14 protein-coding genes are annotated in these 16,782 nt (G+C 45.4%); 6 read left to right on the plus strand and 8 right to left on the minus strand.

Annotated elements, in window-relative coordinates; all coding sequences use genetic code 11:
* From QUA77_RS19020 to QUA77_RS19030, 3 genes are all read left to right on the plus strand, one after another.
* Positions 1-242: WD40 repeat domain-containing protein (locus tag QUA77_RS19020; protein WP_445302090.1), on the plus strand; the 242-nt coding region annotated here is incomplete at its 5' end.
* Positions 239-1,384 carry an AAA family ATPase gene (locus QUA77_RS19025; protein ID WP_333451808.1) on the plus strand — a complete coding sequence of 382 codons (1,146 nt, stop codon included), beginning with the start codon at positions 239-241 and terminating at the stop codon, positions 1,382-1,384. The genes QUA77_RS19020 and QUA77_RS19025, both read left to right, overlap by 4 nt.
* A gap of 281 nt (positions 1,385-1,665) precedes the next feature.
* A complete protein-coding gene (locus QUA77_RS19030) occupies positions 1,666-2,247 on the plus strand; it encodes an HAD family hydrolase (RefSeq protein ID WP_333451810.1) in 582 nt (193 codons plus the stop codon).
* Positions 2,248-2,262: 15 nt separating this feature from the next.
* Here the strand turns inward: QUA77_RS19030 and QUA77_RS19035 are convergent, their stop codons facing one another.
* From QUA77_RS19035 to ftsH2, 5 genes are all read right to left on the minus strand, one after another.
* Positions 2,263-3,492: an ATP-binding protein gene (locus tag QUA77_RS19035; RefSeq protein WP_333451812.1), complete on the minus strand. Its 1,230-nt coding sequence runs from the start codon at positions 3,490-3,492 to the stop codon at positions 2,263-2,265.
* A gap of 6 nt (positions 3,493-3,498) precedes the next feature.
* Positions 3,499-6,426: a PAS domain S-box protein gene (locus QUA77_RS19040; RefSeq protein ID WP_333451814.1), complete on the minus strand. Its 2,928-nt coding sequence runs from the start codon at positions 6,424-6,426 to the stop codon at positions 3,499-3,501.
* A 128-nt stretch (positions 6,427-6,554) separates the two neighbouring features.
* Positions 6,555-7,844, minus strand: coding sequence for an aminopeptidase P N-terminal domain-containing protein (locus QUA77_RS19045; protein WP_333041974.1), 1,290 nt, complete (start codon positions 7,842-7,844; stop codon positions 6,555-6,557).
* Positions 7,845-7,978: 134 nt separating this feature from the next.
* Positions 7,979-8,389, minus strand: coding sequence for a hypothetical protein (locus tag QUA77_RS19050; RefSeq protein ID WP_333041972.1), 411 nt, complete (start codon positions 8,387-8,389; stop codon positions 7,979-7,981).
* 133 nt (positions 8,390-8,522) lie between these two features.
* The gene (gene ftsH2 / locus QUA77_RS19055) at positions 8,523-10,409 is read right to left on the minus strand and encodes an ATP-dependent zinc metalloprotease FtsH2 (protein ID WP_006633417.1); all 1,887 of its coding nucleotides are present in this window, start codon (positions 10,407-10,409) and stop codon (positions 8,523-8,525) included.
* Positions 10,410-10,732: 323 nt separating this feature from the next.
* Between ftsH2 and QUA77_RS19060 the strand changes: the two genes are divergently transcribed.
* Positions 10,733-11,815: a ParM/StbA family protein gene (locus tag QUA77_RS19060; protein ID WP_333041971.1), complete on the plus strand. Its 1,083-nt coding sequence runs from the start codon at positions 10,733-10,735 to the stop codon at positions 11,813-11,815.
* A gap of 20 nt (positions 11,816-11,835) precedes the next feature.
* Positions 11,836-12,354, plus strand: a complete 519-nt coding sequence (locus tag QUA77_RS19065; RefSeq protein ID WP_333041970.1) for a hypothetical protein — start codon at positions 11,836-11,838, stop codon at positions 12,352-12,354.
* Between the two features lie 347 nt (positions 12,355-12,701).
* Here QUA77_RS19065 and QUA77_RS19070 read toward each other — a convergent pair whose 3' ends face one another.
* The 3 genes from QUA77_RS19070 to QUA77_RS19080 all read right to left on the minus strand — a co-directional run bounded on the left by QUA77_RS19070 (position 12,702) and on the right by QUA77_RS19080 (position 15,942).
* Positions 12,702-13,625 (minus strand): hypothetical protein, encoded by a 924-nt coding sequence (locus tag QUA77_RS19070; RefSeq protein WP_333451817.1) that lies wholly within the window; start codon positions 13,623-13,625, stop codon positions 12,702-12,704.
* Positions 13,626-13,864: 239 nt separating this feature from the next.
* Entirely contained in the window at positions 13,865-15,262 is a 1,398-nt protein-coding gene (gene mgtE, locus QUA77_RS19075) for a magnesium transporter (RefSeq protein WP_333041966.1), read from the minus strand.
* A gap of 437 nt (positions 15,263-15,699) precedes the next feature.
* Entirely contained in the window at positions 15,700-15,942 is a 243-nt protein-coding gene (locus tag QUA77_RS19080) for a hypothetical protein (RefSeq protein WP_333451819.1), read from the minus strand.
* A 100-nt stretch (positions 15,943-16,042) separates the two neighbouring features.
* Here QUA77_RS19080 and QUA77_RS19085 point away from each other — a divergent pair, with 100 nt between their 5' ends.
* Positions 16,043-16,243, plus strand: a complete 201-nt coding sequence (locus tag QUA77_RS19085) for a hypothetical protein (protein WP_333451821.1) — start codon at positions 16,043-16,045, stop codon at positions 16,241-16,243.
* Positions 16,244-16,782 lie beyond the last annotated feature (539 nt).

Below are 16,782 nucleotides of genomic sequence, written 5' to 3' on the forward strand. Positions count from 1 at the left end.
GTCACATCTGTTCGGTAAATGCAGTAGCCGTCACTGCTGATGGCAAGCGGGCGATTTCTGGTTCAGATGACAATACCCTCAAAGTCTGGGATTTGTTGAGTGGAAATGTCATTGCCCGTTTGATGGGTGAAAGTTCGATCGCCTGTTGCGCCATTGCACCCGATGGAGTCACAATTGTCGCAGGCGACAAATCGGGCCGCGTATATTTCTTGCGGCTAGAAGGGATGGAGGAACTAACATGAATTCCTCACCTCTCTCAACTCCCATCTCTACCGATTCTTATCCAAAAGAATTTCAGCAACTTCTACGAGAAAAAACCGAGAATTTTGCAGGGCGCAAGTTTGTTTTTTCTGCCATTTCCGACTTTCTAGCCTCCTACAGCCGCGGTTATTTCACAATAGTCGGCACTCCCGGCTGCGGCAAAAGTTCCATCCTCGCCCAATATGTCACCGCCCATCCTCGCAGTATCTATTACAACGCAGCAGTTGAGGGCAAAAATCGAGCTGAAGATTTTCTCGCTTCTGTCTGCACTCAACTGATTGACAAATACCTTGCCGCCAATGGGGAAACATCGGAAATTGTCAAGCTCAAATCTCAACTTCAAAATCTCGAATCCCATGATGGGAGTTGGTTTCTGTCTTTGTTGCTTCAGCAAATTAGCGATAAATTAGCCGTAGCTTGCGAGACGGCACGTCATCGCCAAAAGTTGATAATAGTCATTGATTCTGTAGACGCGATCGCCCGCACGAGTCAGCCTCCCAGCACAAATCTGTTTTATCTGCCGAGATATTTGGGCGATCGTACTTATTTTATCCTCGCCCGCCGCCCGTTTTTGAGAGAGCAATCCGGTTTGTTAATTGAAACGCCCTCTCAAACTCTCGATTTAAGAGATTATCCCGCCCAAAATCGCGAAGATACCCTTAACTACATTCAGCAATACCTATCAACCGCACCGGATTTAACTGCACCGGAATTGGGCCAACAACTCGCAACTGTCAGCGAAGACAATTTCATGTATCTGAGTCAGATGTTACCTGCCATTAACGAAAATTCACACCCCGATGCTAATCTGGGGGAATCCTCACTTGTCTCTGAACTTCCTCCCGGTTTAGCAGCGTATTATCAAAACCACTGGCTGCGGATGAGAGGTGATGCTTTATCGGCGATCGAGTTGTCTGTGCTGAATGTTTTGGTACAATCAACAGCAAGTTTATCTGTAAGTGCGATCGCCAATATAATTGATCTGGATGAATACGATGTTGAAAAAGCGTTAGACAATTGGATCGAGTTCTTAAATAAACAAGAAATGGGAGGAGAACTTTGCTATAGTTTGTATCATAATAGTTTCCGCGACTGGCTGGAAAAACAATCTATTTTAGAATGACGATCGTACCTATATTTTCGCTGTGCCAGCCTATAGTCTTCCTTGTCCAGTCTTCCCGATCCCCCCTAACCCCCTTAATAAGGGGGGGACAAGAGTAGTCAAAGTCCCAAGTGGAAAAAGAGGAGGACTGGAACACTCAAAGTCCCCCTTACTAAGGGGGATTTAGGGGGATCTAGACGCGATTATAAACGATAGATACAAAGGTTTTTAGGCTTAACTTAACACCAACGAGCACTGCCGCATCCTCACCCTAAACCCAATTTTCAAGCAACAATACAACCATGAAACGAGCAGTATTTCTTGACAGAGATGGCGTTCTCAATATCGAAGCCGGCTACATCCACAAAGTAGAAGATTTGCATTTAATCCCCGGAGTCGCCAAAGCTGTACGCCGTTTAAATGACAAACAAATATTTTGCTGTTTGGTTTCCAATCAATCCGGCCCGGCGAGGGGTTATTATCCGGTTAGCCACGTAGAAGCTTTGCACAAACGCCTGTGTCAGCTATTAGAAAATGAAGCGGGAGCCAAGTTAGATGCCCTTTATTACTGTCCTTATTTAAGCGCAGCCGAAGGCGGAACCAACCCAGAATTCACGCGATATACAACGTGGCGAAAACCAAATACAGGGATGTTGGTAGCGGCGGCTTGGGAACAGGATTTAGATTTGCGAAATAGTTTTATGGTGGGGGATAAAGCCACTGATGTTGATATGGCTCACAATGCCGGATGTACTGGTATTTTGGTGCAGACTGGTTACGGAGAAAGCGTCTTGAGTGGGGAGTATCAGCACCATACTAAACCGGATTTTATTGCAGCAAATTTAGCTGCGGCGGTGGAGTGGATTTTGCAACACTTTGATTAGTGTTTGTAGTGGCATTTAAGTTCTTTCTCGTTGAGTCCTACAGGAAAGTGCTACGTAAGGAAGCACGACTGTAAAGGTTGTACCCATGCCCATTTTGCTTTCGCAGGCGATCGCGCCTCCTTGCAATTCCACAGCTTTTTTAACAATTGTTAATCCCAAACCGTTACCTTTAATCTTTGCAGTATTCTTGCAACGGTAAAACATTTCAAATATTTTCCCTACTTCGGTTTCGGGGATACCGATACCTTCGTCTCGGATACGCAGAATTAGTAAGGGAGAGTTAATATTTGTAAAGTGGGAATTGCGAAACAAACACTGAGGAGAGAAGCCGAAAATAGCTTCTTGGTCTCCTTCGCTTGCTGGACGGCATTCCAATTCCAAGGTGACTTGCCCGCCGTTGGGAGAATATTTGATGGCGTTGACAATTAAGTTAGAAATAATGCCGTGCAGCAATTGTTGATCTAACATCGCGCTGGTAACATCTGACGGGATGAATGTTAGTTTGTGCTTGGCTTCATTTCCTAACTGCAATTGAGCCAGCAAGTCTTGACAAAATTCGACTAAATTTATCGGTAATGGATTGCATTTGAGTTGGCCTGATTCTGCTCTGCCCATAAACAGCATATCGTCGATTAGCTGGTTCATCTTTTGGGTAGCTGAGTGCACCAGCCGCAGGGTTCTAACTTGGGATTCGTCCCTGCTGCGAGTTCGATCGAGATCGAGAAGTTCCGCAGAAATTAAAATCGCGTTGAGCGGGTTCCGCAATTCGTGAGCCGCCATTGAAATATACTGGTTTTGGCGGTGCGATTTTTCTTCCACCGACTCTCTGGCTGCTTCGGCAGCTTTGAGAGATTCTCGCATCTTGGTTTCGATTTCGTGTCTGTGCAGGGCAATCTCGATCGCCACCCGCAAATCATTTTGTTGAAATGGTTTGATAATATAACCGAAGGGGTCTGTTAGTTTCGCTCTTTGCAGCGTTTGATCGTCGGCATAAGCTGTTAAAAATACTGTCGGCACATTTTTATTAGTTTTGATTTTCTCGGCCGCTGTTACCCCGTCCATGTCACCTTTAAGCACGATATCCATCAACACTAAGTCTGGGGGGTTTTCTATCGCTTTTTGAATTGCTTCTTCTCCTGAAGAAACTGTAGCTGTTACTCCATATCCCAGTTTTTTTAATCGACCTGCGATGTCTTGGGCTACAATAACTTCGTCTTCTACAACCAAAATTTGTATAGGGTTCATTTTTCGTTAAATACGCTGCCGATAATTTAACTCTTGGAAAATCAGAGTGTAGCAGGTTCCACGCTGACTGTCAATGGCAATACTCGCCTCTAATTGGTAAGCCAACATTTTCACTAATCGCAATCCTAATGTTTCAGTATTTTCTACGTCAAAATCCGCCGGAAATCCGCGACCGTTATCTTGAATAGTTAAATTAAATTGGTTGTAATTTGTTTGAGTAAAATTAATAGCTATTTCCCCATCTAAACGTGAAACAAAGGCATATTTTAAAGAGTTAGAAACCAGTTCGTTAATAATTAAACCGCACGGAATTGCTGTTTCTATATTTAAATAAATGGGGTCAACTTTGAGGTTAAACTGGATGGAAGTATTGCCGCAACCAAAAGATTGATACAAATTAGCAACCAAGTTTTCGACGTAGGGCGATAGGGCAATCTGATCGAGATGTTCGGATTGATAAAGTTGCTCGTGAATCAGAGCCATTGAATGGATGCGAGTCTGGCTTTCTTCAAATAAAGTTAGCGTCGCTTCGTCTTCAATATATTGAGCTTGAAGTTGCAGCAGGCTCGAAATTACCTGCATATTATTTTTGACTCGGTGGTGAATTTCTTTGAGCAATACTTCTTTTTCGCGGAGTGCTGCTTGAATGCGGGCTTCGGTAAATTTGCGATCGCTGATATCTTCGCCAATACCCGCGATGCGGTAAATTTTGCCCGATTCGTCGTAAATGGGAAAAGCTCGATCGCACACCCAGCGAATTGTGCCATCTGGCAGAAAAATCCGATATTCGGTATTGGTAGACTCGCCATGCAACACTCGCCCCATTGCCTCTTCCAACAAATGTTTATCTTCTGGATGCAGCCACTCCATCATTTTTAAGGGATCAGCATACAATTCTTCGCGACTGCGCCCCCAGATTTGTTCGTAAGCTGGACTCAGATACAATAAATCGGTGAATTCCGCAGAAATTAGCCAGACGGAATCTTGGATATTTTCTGCTAACTGGCGGAAGCGTTCTTCACTTTCGCGAATGGTTTTTTCTGCCTGTTTGCGGGCGGTAATATCTACTGCAATGCCCACAATGCGGTAGATATTACCCGATTGATTTCTAATCGGAAAAGCCCGATCGCGAATCCAGCGAATTTTGCCATCCGGCCTGACAATTCGATATTCTATCTCGTCTTCAAACTCAATTTTTCTAGTTAAATTAGCAATAACACGCTCGCGATCTTCTGGATGGAGGGAATCTGCAAAAAAGCGCCCGTAAGCATACAAATCAGCGCAGCTTCTGCCCCAAATTTTTTCGTAAGCCGGACTGATATAAATAATTTTCTGGGGTAGAACGTTTACCATCCAAAACACGCTTTCAATGTTTTCTGCTAGCTGTCGGAACCTTTCTTCGCCTTCTTTTAGTGCTGCTTCGGTTTCTTTGCGATCGCTAATATCTTCTGTCACTACTACATTGTAAATTGCCCCGCTCAGCGGTTCTTTGATTAGCGATACTGTAATATTTACCCAAACTACAGTGCCGTCTTTGTGCAGCAAGCGTTTTTCCATTTTAAAACTGTCAATTTCCCCGGAAAATAATTTATTGTTTTGTTCTAAATCTGCATCTATATCTTCTGGGTAAGTAACGTCCATCCAAGTTCGCGACAGCAGTTCAGTCGCAGTATATCCCACTATCTCGCAGAATTTTTGATTGACTCGCAAATAGCGGCCTGTTTGGTCAGGGTGGGTAATACCTACTGCTGCTTGTTCGACGGTTGCCCGAAAGCGTTCTTCGCTATCTCTGAGGGTTGCTTCTGCTTTTTTGCGATCGCTAATATCCCGCTGCACGCCAAAATAGCCGACGATTCTGCCGTGGGAATCATAAATGCAAATATAGTCGCCTTCCACCCAAACAGGAACACCGTCAAATTTGCGATTTTCATTTTCGATGTGAATTCTTCCCGTATCAAAAAATTGCTTTATTATCTCTCTACCACCAGTCAAGTTCTGCGAAAATAAAGAGTCAAGGGTGCGGCCAATAAACTGTTCCCTAATACCTCCGTATTGAGCTATCAAAGCATCATTTGCCTTCGTTACCCGCCCGTGAGTAAATACGTAATCCAAAACATTTTCTTTGTCAACTCTATCATCCCATTGCACGGGTTCGTCCAGCATCATAAAGAAAAAACCATCTAAAGATTGAGAGAAAAACAATTCTAGCTGTTCCTGGCTTTCCTGCAGATCTTTTTCGGCGCGCCAGCGAGAGAGAATTTCTTCCTGCAATTGATCGTTTGCTGTTTTCAAGTCTTCAGTGCGCTTTTGATATTTAATTTCTAGCTGATTTTTGATTTCTTCCAGCGCTATTTCTGCCTGTTTTTTTTCGGTAATATCTTGAGTAACGAGCATTCCTGCAAAAATTTCTTTCCGGTCATTTTTGACTGGAGCAACTGTTATTAAATAAACGCGATTTCCGTATTTATATTCAAAAGTATTTTCTTTTCCCGCCAAAGCCGCGCGATATTTAGTCTCAAAAAGTTGCCAATCTTCAGGTGGGGATACTTCCCACAAGGTTTTGCCTTCCAACAGTTCTTTAGACAAACCAACTGCTGCCAAACCTTGACCGTCAACCAGAGTATAGCGCAAATCGCGATCGAACAACAACACCGAGCCATTTGGATAATGTGTGATGAGAATTCGGTACATTTCCTGACTTTTTTCCAGAGATGCGATTAACCGAAGGCGATCGTCATCGGTGATATCAAATTCAGTTACCGAACCCGAAAAGCCAGCATTCTCGACTGCTTTGAGTTGTGCTTCTAATTTCTGGCACAATTCTCTCTGCTGCTGCAAATTCTCTTCGAGTTGCCGAATTTTTGCTGTTTGCTCTGCTACTAATGCTTCGCAGGTTTCCAGAGGTCGATCGATCTTGGTAGGATCAATACACATAAGCGCTCTTTGTTTGGCAGTTGCGGACTTGAGCTTTTTCAAGCCAATACTAACAAAGCTCAAGCCTTCACTGCTAACTTAATTAATCAATCTTTCTTGACTTCTGCCCCAAGCCTTCTACTTTTCCTTTATTTAGGAACTCCCGCCGTCAAGACTTCATGACAATCCGCTGTCACCAAAACATCATCTTCAATTCTCACGCCAATCCCGCGCCATTTTTCAGGAACCTCCGGCTGTCCTTCCACGGGTTTAATATAAGGAGAAATATAAATCCCCGGTTCCACCGTCAGCACTTGTCCTGCCTGCAAAACTTGCGGATTTTCGCCGTACTGATAAACGCCGACATCGTGCACATCCAGTCCCAGCCAATGACCAGTGCGGTGCATATAAAATGGCTTGTATTTCTCTTCTTTAATTATCTCTTCAATGTCGCCAACCAAAAGTTTTAAATCCATTAAACCTTCCACCAAAACGCGCACCGCTGTTTCGTGAATTTTGCTGTAAGGATTTCCAGGATATACTTGACTAATTGCCTGCAATTGTGCTTGCAAAACTAAGTCATAAATTATCTGTTGTTCAGTTGTAAATTTGCCGCTAACAGGAAAGGTGCGAGTAATATCGGCGTTGTAGTACCCGCAAGCACAACCGGCATCTATTAGCAGCAAATCGTTTTCCTGCATTTGCCGGTTGTTTTCGATGTAGTGTAGGACGCAGGCATTGTAACCGGATGCAACAATAGAAGGGTAAGCCGGAGTGCAGCCATTTAAGCCAAAAGTATGTTCTATTTCAGCTTGAATTTCATATTCGTATCTGCCCGGTTTGGCGAATTCTTGGGCGCGGTTGTGCGCTGCAACTGAAATATTAGCCGCTTTTCGCATTAATGCTAATTCAGTTTCGCTTTTCACCAGGCGCATCGGGTGTAAAATGATGTTGGAATCTTCGATTGCTGTGGGGCCTGTGCCGCGTTTTGGGTAGGTTGCCATCAAGCGCTGCCAGTGATTGAGGACTGTTTGGTCGAAACTACGATCGCGCCCGAAGTGATAGTATATGCGATCGGCTTTTTCTAAATATTTCGGCAGTTTTTCCGCAAGTTCGGCGATGGGGAAAGCTTCATCCGCGCCGTACAATTCCTTAGCGCCTTCTACTCCGGCGCGATAACCGTGCCAAGTTTCTTTTTCCAAGTCTTTTGGCTGCACAAACAACACAAATTTGTGTTCTTCGTGGTGCGGCGCGAGCACTGCTACCGCCGCAGCTTCATTGAAACCGGTTAAGTAGAAAAAATCGCTATCTTGTCGGTATGCGTATTCTACATCGTTGTGCATGACGGCTGCGGGCGCGCTGCGAAATATCGCTGTCCCGCTGCCAATTTTTGCCATTAACTGTTCGCGTCTTTGTCGGTATTCGGTGGAGTTTGTCATCCGATTTTAGATTTTAGATTTTAGATTTTAGATTGAGTGTAATATTAACACTCGGCGGTTTAAAGCGCTGTCAAACTTGCACCCGCAAGCCCAGGGTTGAAGATATAGGTGCTCTGTTTTTTTTCTTGGTCTACTTATTTATTCTCTTGTTCTGCGATCGCCAATTGACAAGTATAGTCAACCATGCCAGACAAAGATGAGTTGCGATCGACTAAAGTCCATCTCGGATCGAAATTCGACCAATTTTCGCCATCTTCGCTAACTCTGACAGTTCTAAACTGTCGCTGCTGGCAGTTAACTTCCATTTGCGCCAACAATTTCTCGTTACTAAACTGTTGAGTTCCTAAAATAATTCTGACTGGATAAGAAGGAGCACCGGGAATATCGGATTTACTTAATTCAACGCTGCTGGGGTCGAGGCAAATATCTACAAAACATCTTAATTTTTCAGCGCGGGCGCTCAAAGTATTGAGGGAAAAAAATATCCAAGTGGCTATTAAAAAAAATGACCAATTCTTAGTATGTATGGCAAATGTAGTATTCATCTGCGTTAATTGGCGTTTAGGGGCGGTTTAATATTATTGACAGTTTAATAAAAAAGTAGGGACGTGGCAATAGTGCTGCGTCCCTACTTTTTAAAGACACAGCAAGGCCGTGTCCCTAATTTTTAAACAAGTCTTAAAGCTGAGGAACGTATTGTTCTTTTTCAGGAACAAAAGTGTATTCAGAGACGATTAGACGCAACTCTTCGCCGTCGATGGTTTCTTTTTCGATCAACAAATCGACTAAGCGATCGATCACGGTGCGATTTTCGCGAATAATTCGGCGGGCGTCGTCGTAGCAATGATCGACAATCGATCGAACTTGTCCGTCAATCCGAGAGGCTATTTCTTCGGAATATTCCGATCGCGCTGTGTAGTCGCGGCCGAGGAAAATTTCGCTTTGTTGAGCTTCCAGGGCGATCGGGCCCAAAGTAGACATCCCGTAGCGAGTCACCATTTGCCGCGCCATGCCGCTTACTTGCTGCAAGTCGTTGCCGGCACCGGTGGTTACTTCGGCATCGCCGAAAACTACTTCTTCGGCTGCGCGGCCACCCAAAGCACCGCTAATGCGGGCTAAAATTTGCGATCGGGAAATCAAACCTTGGTCTTCGCTGGGCATGAACCAAGTCAAGCCGCGGGCCTGTCCGCGAGGAACTAAGGTAACTTTTTGAACTGGATCGTGGGCTTGAATGATTGTACCGACGATCGCGTGGCCGATTTCGTGGTAAGCAATCAAGCGCTTGCTCTTGCTGTCCACCAAAGGAGTGCCTTCCATACCTGCTACCACGCGATCGACTGCATCGTCAACTTCGAGCATCGTAATCGCTTCTTTGCGGCGGCGGGCGGTTAAAATAGCAGCTTCGTTGAGCAAGTTAGCCAAATCAGCGCCGGTAAAACCAGGAGTGCGGCGGGCGATGGCGTCCAAAGAAATCTCTGCAGACAGCTTCTTGTTGCGCGCGTGAACTTCCAAAATTTCCAAGCGGCCTTTAATATCCGGCGTATCTACGCTAACTTGGCGGTCAAAACGTCCCGGACGCAGCAACGCTGAGTCGAGCACGTCGGGGCGGTTCGTGGCAGCAATGATGATAATGCCAGTATTGCCCTCAAAACCGTCCATTTCGGTCAGCAACTGGTTCAGGGTTTGTTCCCGTTCGTCGTTACCGCCACCGATACCGGCGCCACGCTGGCGACCGACTGCATCGATTTCATCGATAAAGATGATGCAAGGAGCATTTTCTTTAGCTTTCTTGAACAAGTCGCGGACGCGGGAAGCGCCAACACCGACGAACATTTCCACAAATTCCGAACCGGAGATGCTGAAGAAAGGCACGCCGGCTTCGCCTGCGATGGCTTTTGCCAGCAGGGTTTTACCAGTTCCGGGAGGGCCAACTAGCAGCACGCCTTTGGGAATCTTCGCCCCGACTGCGGTGAAGCGTTCGGGTTTTTTGAGGAATGTCACCACTTCTTGAAGTTCTTCTTTGGCTTCCTCAACGCCTGCTACGTCGTCGAACAATACGCCTGTTTTAGCTTCCATTTGAAAGCGAGCTTTGGATTTGCCAAAGTTCATGGCTTGGCCCGGGCCCCCTGGCACGTTGCCACCGCGACGGAAGAGGAAAAACAGGCCTCCTACTAACAAGAGGGGAAAGACTAGATTGCCTAAAAGTCCCCAGACAGCGCCGTCGTTGCGTAGTGGGTGAGTGTCAAAGCTGATTTTGGAGTCTCTGAGCCTAGAAACCAGTTCCGGGGCATTTGAGGGCAAGTCTACCCGCCACCGCTGCTCGTGATTGTCCAGTTCGGGATCGACTGCTAGGACAATCGCCGTCCGACCTCCGTCGTAAAGGTCAACGCTGGTCACTCGACCGGCGTTTAAGTAATCTAAGAATCGACCGTAGCTCAGGCGGGTGCTGGCGGTGTTCTTGCTCATTTCAGCGGGGGATGGGGCAAAGGCCCCCTGCCACAAGAAAAAGCCGATGACTAAGGCGGGTAAAGTCCAAAGTAGTATAGTTCGCCAAGAAATTTTCATAAATGCGGATGCCTTGAATTGGGGACAGATCGGGTAAGATCGCGGTGTCGGAGAAGTGCGACAAAAGTTTACACTCAGAATCTTAACTAAATTTAACTTAACAATGCACTCTCAGGCAACAGAGCTTTGAGGACTATGGCTCCAGAAAAAGTTAGGTTAGTTACGGTAAGGGCGATCGTCCCGAATATAATGTTTGGTGCTGATTTCGATACCGATCTAGGTAGAGTTAGAAGAATCGTCGCTTTCACCCACTGTCTTTAAGCGTGGCAGTGTCAAGGGATAAGGCATGATAATGGTGAGGCTCAGTGAGGTAACACATTTCAATGACAACTAGACAGCTTGTTCCTAATTCGGCTATGCTGACCCAGCAGACTAAAGTCGCTTCTAACAAATCGATTATTAGTGCTGATTTGGGTCGGACGGCAACTAAAGCTTGCGTGAGTCGCAACCCGAGTAGCGTTGTTTTCATCCCTGCCAACGTGGCTACTATGCCCGTGGAAAAGGTGCGGGGTGGCAGCTTTGAGTCCAAAGCAACAGACCCTCTGTTGGATATGTGGCTGGAGTACCAGGGCAAGGGTTACGCTATAGGCCAACTAGCGGCAGATTTTGGCGCTAATCTCGGTGGCGCTGACCAGTCGAAAGTAGTAGATGCTTTGGTTAAGGTCTTTTCCTGTGCTGGATATTTCCAGATGAAGGGCGAAATAGCAGTTGTGCTGGGTTTGCCGTTTTATTCGCAGGATCAGTTTGAGAAGGAAAAGGAAGAGATTATCAGCCAACTGCGCTCTCCCCACGTTGTGGTGTACCGGGGTGAGCGTGTGGATATTAATATCAGTCACGTTTGGGTGATGCCGGAAGGGTTCGGCAGCCTGATTTGGTGCGAGGCTCAAGATAACAAGGAGTTTACGCCGGAGTTGCCGGAACTGTCGGTGGCTGTGGTTGATATCGGACACCAAACTACCGATTTGTTAATGGTCGATCGTTTCCGGTTCGCCCGGGCAGCTTCTAAGAGCGATTCCTTCGCCATGAACAAGTTCTACGAACAAGTTGCCTCAAAGATTCCGGGAGCAGACCCTCAATCTCTGTCTTTACTGGAAGCGGTGAATAAACCGGAAGGCCAGCGTTTCTACCGTCCGAGAGGAGCGACTAAGCCGACTAATTTAGATCCGATTATTAAGGATTTGCGAGAGGCTTTCGCTAACGAACTGTCCGAACGTTTGGTGCAGTGGCTGCCGGAACGTGTGACGGATGTGGTTCTGACTGGCGGGGGCGGCGAGTTTTTCTGGGAGGTTTTGCAACCTTTGCTTAAAGACGCCAATCTTAAGGCTCACTTGGCTCAGCCTTCCCGGAAAGCTAATGCTTTGGGACAGTTTATTTATGCTGAGGCTCAGCTAGCCACGATTAAGTAACGCATTAAGGCTTGAACCCTATGGCACTGTGGGCAAAAAATAAGGCGAATTTCTCGGTGGCGTTTACGGAAGATGCTGCGGATCAAACTTTGCTGGCCGCTATTGAAAAAGAGTTGGCTTTCACGAAGTATCAGACTTTCAGCAATCTCTGCAAGCAAGCTTTGTGGCAGTTTTTGTCTGTATCTGAGTCTGCTAGCTCTACACAGAGCTTTCAGCGGTTGGAACAGCGTATTGCTGAACTTGTGGTCAAATTTGCTGAGTTTGAGCACAATGTTTCGGCAGAGGAATTAAGCCGTTTGGAGGGACTGGAACATCACCTGACTCAACTCAGCGCGCAGTTGGATCAATTGCAGGGGAGTGTTAACAGTAAGTTTGCTCAAGTTTCTTTTGCCCCAGTTTCAAAAGTAGTAGAGCCTGACCCCATTGAGTCTGAGTCTGTGGCGGATGATAATGTAGTGTCTGACGCTGAGGTTGCTCCTCCTCGGAATTCCGATCCTTTGTTGGAGCGTTTAAGTTCTTTGTTACCCCAAGATTTCTAAAATGAGGTAGACCAAGGCTAAAAAGCCTTGAGATGTAATGTTAGTGGCCCGCTGTTGGCAGCCGGTACTGAATACAGACACAAAGCGATCGCTCTTTTGAAAAAAAAAGGGCGATCGCTTTGTTATATCAATTCATCTGCGTTAATCTGTGTTTATCTGCCCTCATCTGCGGTTAAAAAAAGAGAATTTATTAACCGCAGATGACAAAGGATTGACGCTGATTCACGCAGATGAATATCAGAGAGATAGGAATAATTCCGATACTAACAGATTTGATATTATTTGTTAGTTGTCAGTTGACTGTTGACGCTTGTCTGTTTTCTGTGGTTACCAATTACCAATTACCCTTATTCGATTAATCCTAATTTTTGTAAGCGCGAACGAATCGCACTAGGCTGTCGCTGAAATCTCTGAGCTAATTCGTCAATTTGTTGACCACTAGCATATTCTTTCTTCAAATTTTCGTCTTCATCCTGACTCCACTTGACATAAGCTCTGGGATATTTCTGGCGAATTTTCTCATTCTGGGTTTTAGGTCGATAACCATTCTTTTGAGCGACATTCAAACCCGAACCAAACTGTGGGTTAATTTCCCCACTGCGACTAGCTAGCGCCTCTTGCACGCGGTTGGGAATCACAGCAATTTCTTCTGAGAGTTCAGCCAAAGCAGTGTCTACTTTTTGCTGAAGTTCTGTTAGCTGCCGCTGCTGCAAACTGCCCCACTGTGGCAGTTCGTTGATAAACTGCTGCAAGTCCAGAATTATTGTTGTCAAAGTTTCGACTTGTTGCAACTCGGGTCGCTGTTTGAATTGGCGGCTGGTGAGTTCGATCTCGCTTTGAATCATTTTAATAGTTTTTTCTAAAATTATTAGTCGCTGGCGCAGGTTCTCAATTGCTGAAATTAGAGAGTGTACGTTTTCTCCAGGCGCAACATTGAGATTTTCGCGAGATGTTTGAGAAAGAGCTTCGTCTAAAGCATTTACAGCAAGTTGCAATTCCTCGATCGCGCGCTCGGTAGTAGCTGCTTGTTGATTTACGCGATCGAACGTGGCCGCCGCACTTGTTTTAACTTGCTTGTGCAGCTTCTGCCGGTTCACAAAATTCAACACCAATGAAATCACTACAGGCACTTGAGCATAAACGCTCTGCCCCCAAACCAAACTAGCAGCCAATCCCACAGCAGAGGCAGCAATAAAAACCACTTCAGCAGTTTCTAACCAATTGCTCGACTTGGGATTTTGGATTTTGGTGGGTGAATTGGATGATGACATAGGCTAATACCATTTTAGATTTTAGATTTTAGATTTTAGATGTGGAATGACTGAGGAAGCTCGGAGTTTGGAGCACGGGCCTATAGTTGCATTCTTTTTTTCAACTGGTGCAAGTATGCGGATAAAAATAAAGTACGCGCGACGGCAGATATCCGGTATGTAATCGCACGTAGACCCCGAATTTAGCAGTGGTCAAAAACAGATTAAGTTTTTTATTCACAGCCATCTAATTAAATATATTAAAGCTGCAAAATTAGTCTAGCTAAAGTGAAATAAATCAAGACCCCGAGGACATCAACTGCGGTGGTAATAAAGGGAGCAGACATTAAAGCGGGGTCTAAACCCAAAGAACGAAATAGAAACGGCAGAGCTGAACCGGCAATAGAAGCTAAAATTGCGATCGCAAACAAACTCACTCCCACCGCGAGTGCCACTGCTAAACTCCCTTGCAGAGTATAAGCCCAGCCCGTCGCTACAGTCCCCAATATAGCTCCTAGCAGCGCTCCCGCCATCCCCTCGCGAACAATTACTTGAAACGGGCCCATTGCTGTAATTTCGTCAGTGTTCAAACCGCGAATTACAACCGTTGAGGACTGAGCTCCGACATTGCCTCCAGTACCAGTCAGCAGGGGAATAAAGGCTGCTAAGGCGACTACTTGGTTCAAAATATCTTCTTGAGCTCTAATAATTGCGCCGGTGACAGTATTAGTTAAAAGCAGAACAAACAGCCACACCACCCTTTTCCGAGCAACAGTGATTAAATCGGTCTGAAAATAATTGTCGCCGCCGGACTGGACGCCACCCAAGGTATAAATATCTTTGGCTGCTTCTTGTTCTAAAATGTCGATCGCATCGTCAACTGTAATGATGCCGACCAGCCGCTGTTCGCGGTCTACAACGGGCACAGCTAAAAAATCGTAACGCTGGATCAGCCTAGCTACTTCTTCTTGATCCGTTCCTGTTTGAACAGAAACTACGTCGCGGGTCATAATTTCGCCGACAGTTTTGTCGAGGGGGGAAGTGACTAAATCCCGCAAGGATAAAATGCCAGTCAAGCTGCGTCCGGCGTCGGTGACGTAAAGAGAATAAATTGTTTCGGTAGTTCTAGCCAAAGAGCGAATTCGGTCTAAAGCTTGGGCGACGGTAAAACTTTCTTTGAGAGAAATATATTCCGGGGTCATGATCCGACCGGCGGTACTGGCTTCGTAACCCAAAAGTTGGGCCGTTGCTTCTCGTTCCGTCGGGCTCAGTTCACCCAACAGGCGACGGACTAATATTGCCGGCAGTTCGTCAAAGAGTTTAGCTCGATCGTCCGGCGACATTTTGTCTACAATATCAATGACTTCTTGGCGCTTGAATTTTTCGCAGAGGGACTGCTGAACGCTGGAGTCGAGATATTCGTAAACTGCTATGGCTTCGTCTTTGGAAAGCAAGCGGAAAGCTATTACTTGCATGGTTTCTGGCAGGCCTTCGATAGCTTCAGCTATGTCTGCTTCCTGCACCGGGTGCAAAATGGCTTTTGCTCCTTTAAAGTCTCCTTCTTCCAACAGGGCCCTTAACTGCGATCGAACTAATTCCCGCAGTTCCTTTCGCGCGTAGGTGGGTAGAGAAGACGATTGATAATTTTTTTCTGTCACTGATGACCCTCCTAAACCTGTGCTGCGCGCCTTCCTGAATCCAGTTTAGAGCCTATTGACGCCACTGGTTGCAGTGATCAGACTTGCCCTGACAAGATCCACACCTGACCCCTATTTTTCTGGTGCGCGCCCAGCATCTTGCCCGATTTGGGTTCAAATACATTTATCTTGATCGGCGACACTCATCGGTAGGAAAGGAGAATTGCGCCCGAGCACTTTTTCCAACAGGTTCGTCGAACTTTGATTGCGAATATAATTATTGACTGTTTCTTTCCATTCAGTGTCACTTGCTGGCAATATCATGCCGTAAGAAATGCAAGTTAAAGGCTGCTGCGGTATAACAAAATATTGGCTACGCTGCGAAAGCGCCCTTTTTCTGCTGATTTGTTGAGATCAGTTTCTAGTTTTTCTAAGCGGATGGAGCGATTTAATTTTTTTTATAAGTTAGCTCGGAAAAATTCTAAGCCTTCCATGCAAACTCCTTGCCATTTTTCACCTTCTAAGTAGCCGAAGGGAGGAGCATATTTTCTGATACCAACTTTGAGAATGCCGGTTTGCCGAATTTCTGCCAGTGCTGTCTGGGCTGAGGCAATTGTAGGTAAAGCTGCGGGAAATAATATCGAAAATATGGCTGTAAATGCTGCGAGTTTGAGGTTTTTATTAGTTCGCATTGAGTTCATTCGTTCGGCATCCGAATAGATATTGTACTGGTTTTTAATATGATACGCAAAGAAAGAATATTTTCAATATATTTGGGTGCTTGTATTTTAGGCTATTGGGGTGTTTTGGGTTGTGCGATCGGCTAACTTCAACCAGCACCGTTTAAAATTAATTTTCGGGGGCTACGCCAATCCTTTTTTCGGCCGCGTCACGGGTTATACACATAAAGAAGTTTTGGGCAAGAATTGGTTTGACAACTTATTATCTTGGTATAGTCAACAATTAATTAAAACTGTCAATATCATTGGCCAGCAGTCATAGCAAATCCCCTGACTCCCGCTATGGTTCCTGTTCAAACTGCCAAATGTGTAGGGCTGAGATTTAGACTCTCCGATCAAATCAAGGAACAGGGAACAGGAAAATTATTTTATGTAGGAATGGATCTCAAAAGCTGCATCTGAATAGTGTAGAATTATAACAAACCAGATGGGACATTCCAAGGTGCGTATTGTGGGATAAAAATTCTCTGCAATCTGAATTTCATTACGGAATGTTTAAACTTGTATCTTTTCCTTAACCATTTTATATTCTTTACCAAATCTTTATTTTTTTTCTCTAGGGTATTGTTATGGTTGCTTCAAGCGAGCTTACAGCACTTTGTAACAAGAGTGAAATACCCTTTAGTTAAAAAAGAGGTCTTGATGACACACTGCCCCTGCTGCTCGAATTAAATGCTGCGTCACGTTCGCGAGCATCAAATCTACTGGTTTTGTCGCCAATGTTGGCAAACAATACCTATTTACAATCTCAACAGATGTTGCTCATCGCCATCTATAAATATAGTTAAAGGGCTAGGGGTT

It is taken from the genome of Microcoleus sp. K5-D4, from assembly GCF_036704575.1.
Lineage (GTDB): Bacteria > Cyanobacteriota > Cyanobacteriia > Cyanobacteriales > Microcoleaceae > Microcoleus.

Excerpts from the sequence above, each read along its gene's own strand:
- QUA77_RS19080 (WP_333451819.1), bottom strand. The coding sequence starts at position 15,942 with ATGAACTCAATGCGAACTAATAAAAACCTCAAACTCGCAGCATTTACA.
- QUA77_RS19050 (WP_333041972.1), bottom strand. The coding sequence starts at position 8,389 with ATGAATACTACATTTGCCATACATACTAAGAATTGGTCATTTTTTTTA.
- QUA77_RS19040 (WP_333451814.1), bottom strand. The coding sequence starts at position 6,426 with ATGTGTATTGATCCTACCAAGATCGATCGACCTCTGGAAACCTGCGAA.
- QUA77_RS19065 (WP_333041970.1), top strand. The coding sequence starts at position 11,836 with ATGGCACTGTGGGCAAAAAATAAGGCGAATTTCTCGGTGGCGTTTACG.
- QUA77_RS19035 (WP_333451812.1), bottom strand. The coding sequence starts at position 3,492 with ATGAACCCTATACAAATTTTGGTTGTAGAAGACGAAGTTATTGTAGCC.
- QUA77_RS19070 (WP_333451817.1), bottom strand. The coding sequence starts at position 13,625 with ATGTCATCATCCAATTCACCCACCAAAATCCAAAATCCCAAGTCGAGC.
- QUA77_RS19060 (WP_333041971.1), top strand. The coding sequence starts at position 10,733 with ATGACAACTAGACAGCTTGTTCCTAATTCGGCTATGCTGACCCAGCAG.
- QUA77_RS19025 (WP_333451808.1), top strand. The coding sequence starts at position 239 with ATGAATTCCTCACCTCTCTCAACTCCCATCTCTACCGATTCTTATCCA.
- QUA77_RS19030 (WP_333451810.1), top strand. The coding sequence starts at position 1,666 with ATGAAACGAGCAGTATTTCTTGACAGAGATGGCGTTCTCAATATCGAA.
- QUA77_RS19045 (WP_333041974.1), bottom strand. The coding sequence starts at position 7,844 with ATGACAAACTCCACCGAATACCGACAAAGACGCGAACAGTTAATGGCA.
- ftsH2 (WP_006633417.1), bottom strand. The coding sequence starts at position 10,409 with ATGAAAATTTCTTGGCGAACTATACTACTTTGGACTTTACCCGCCTTA.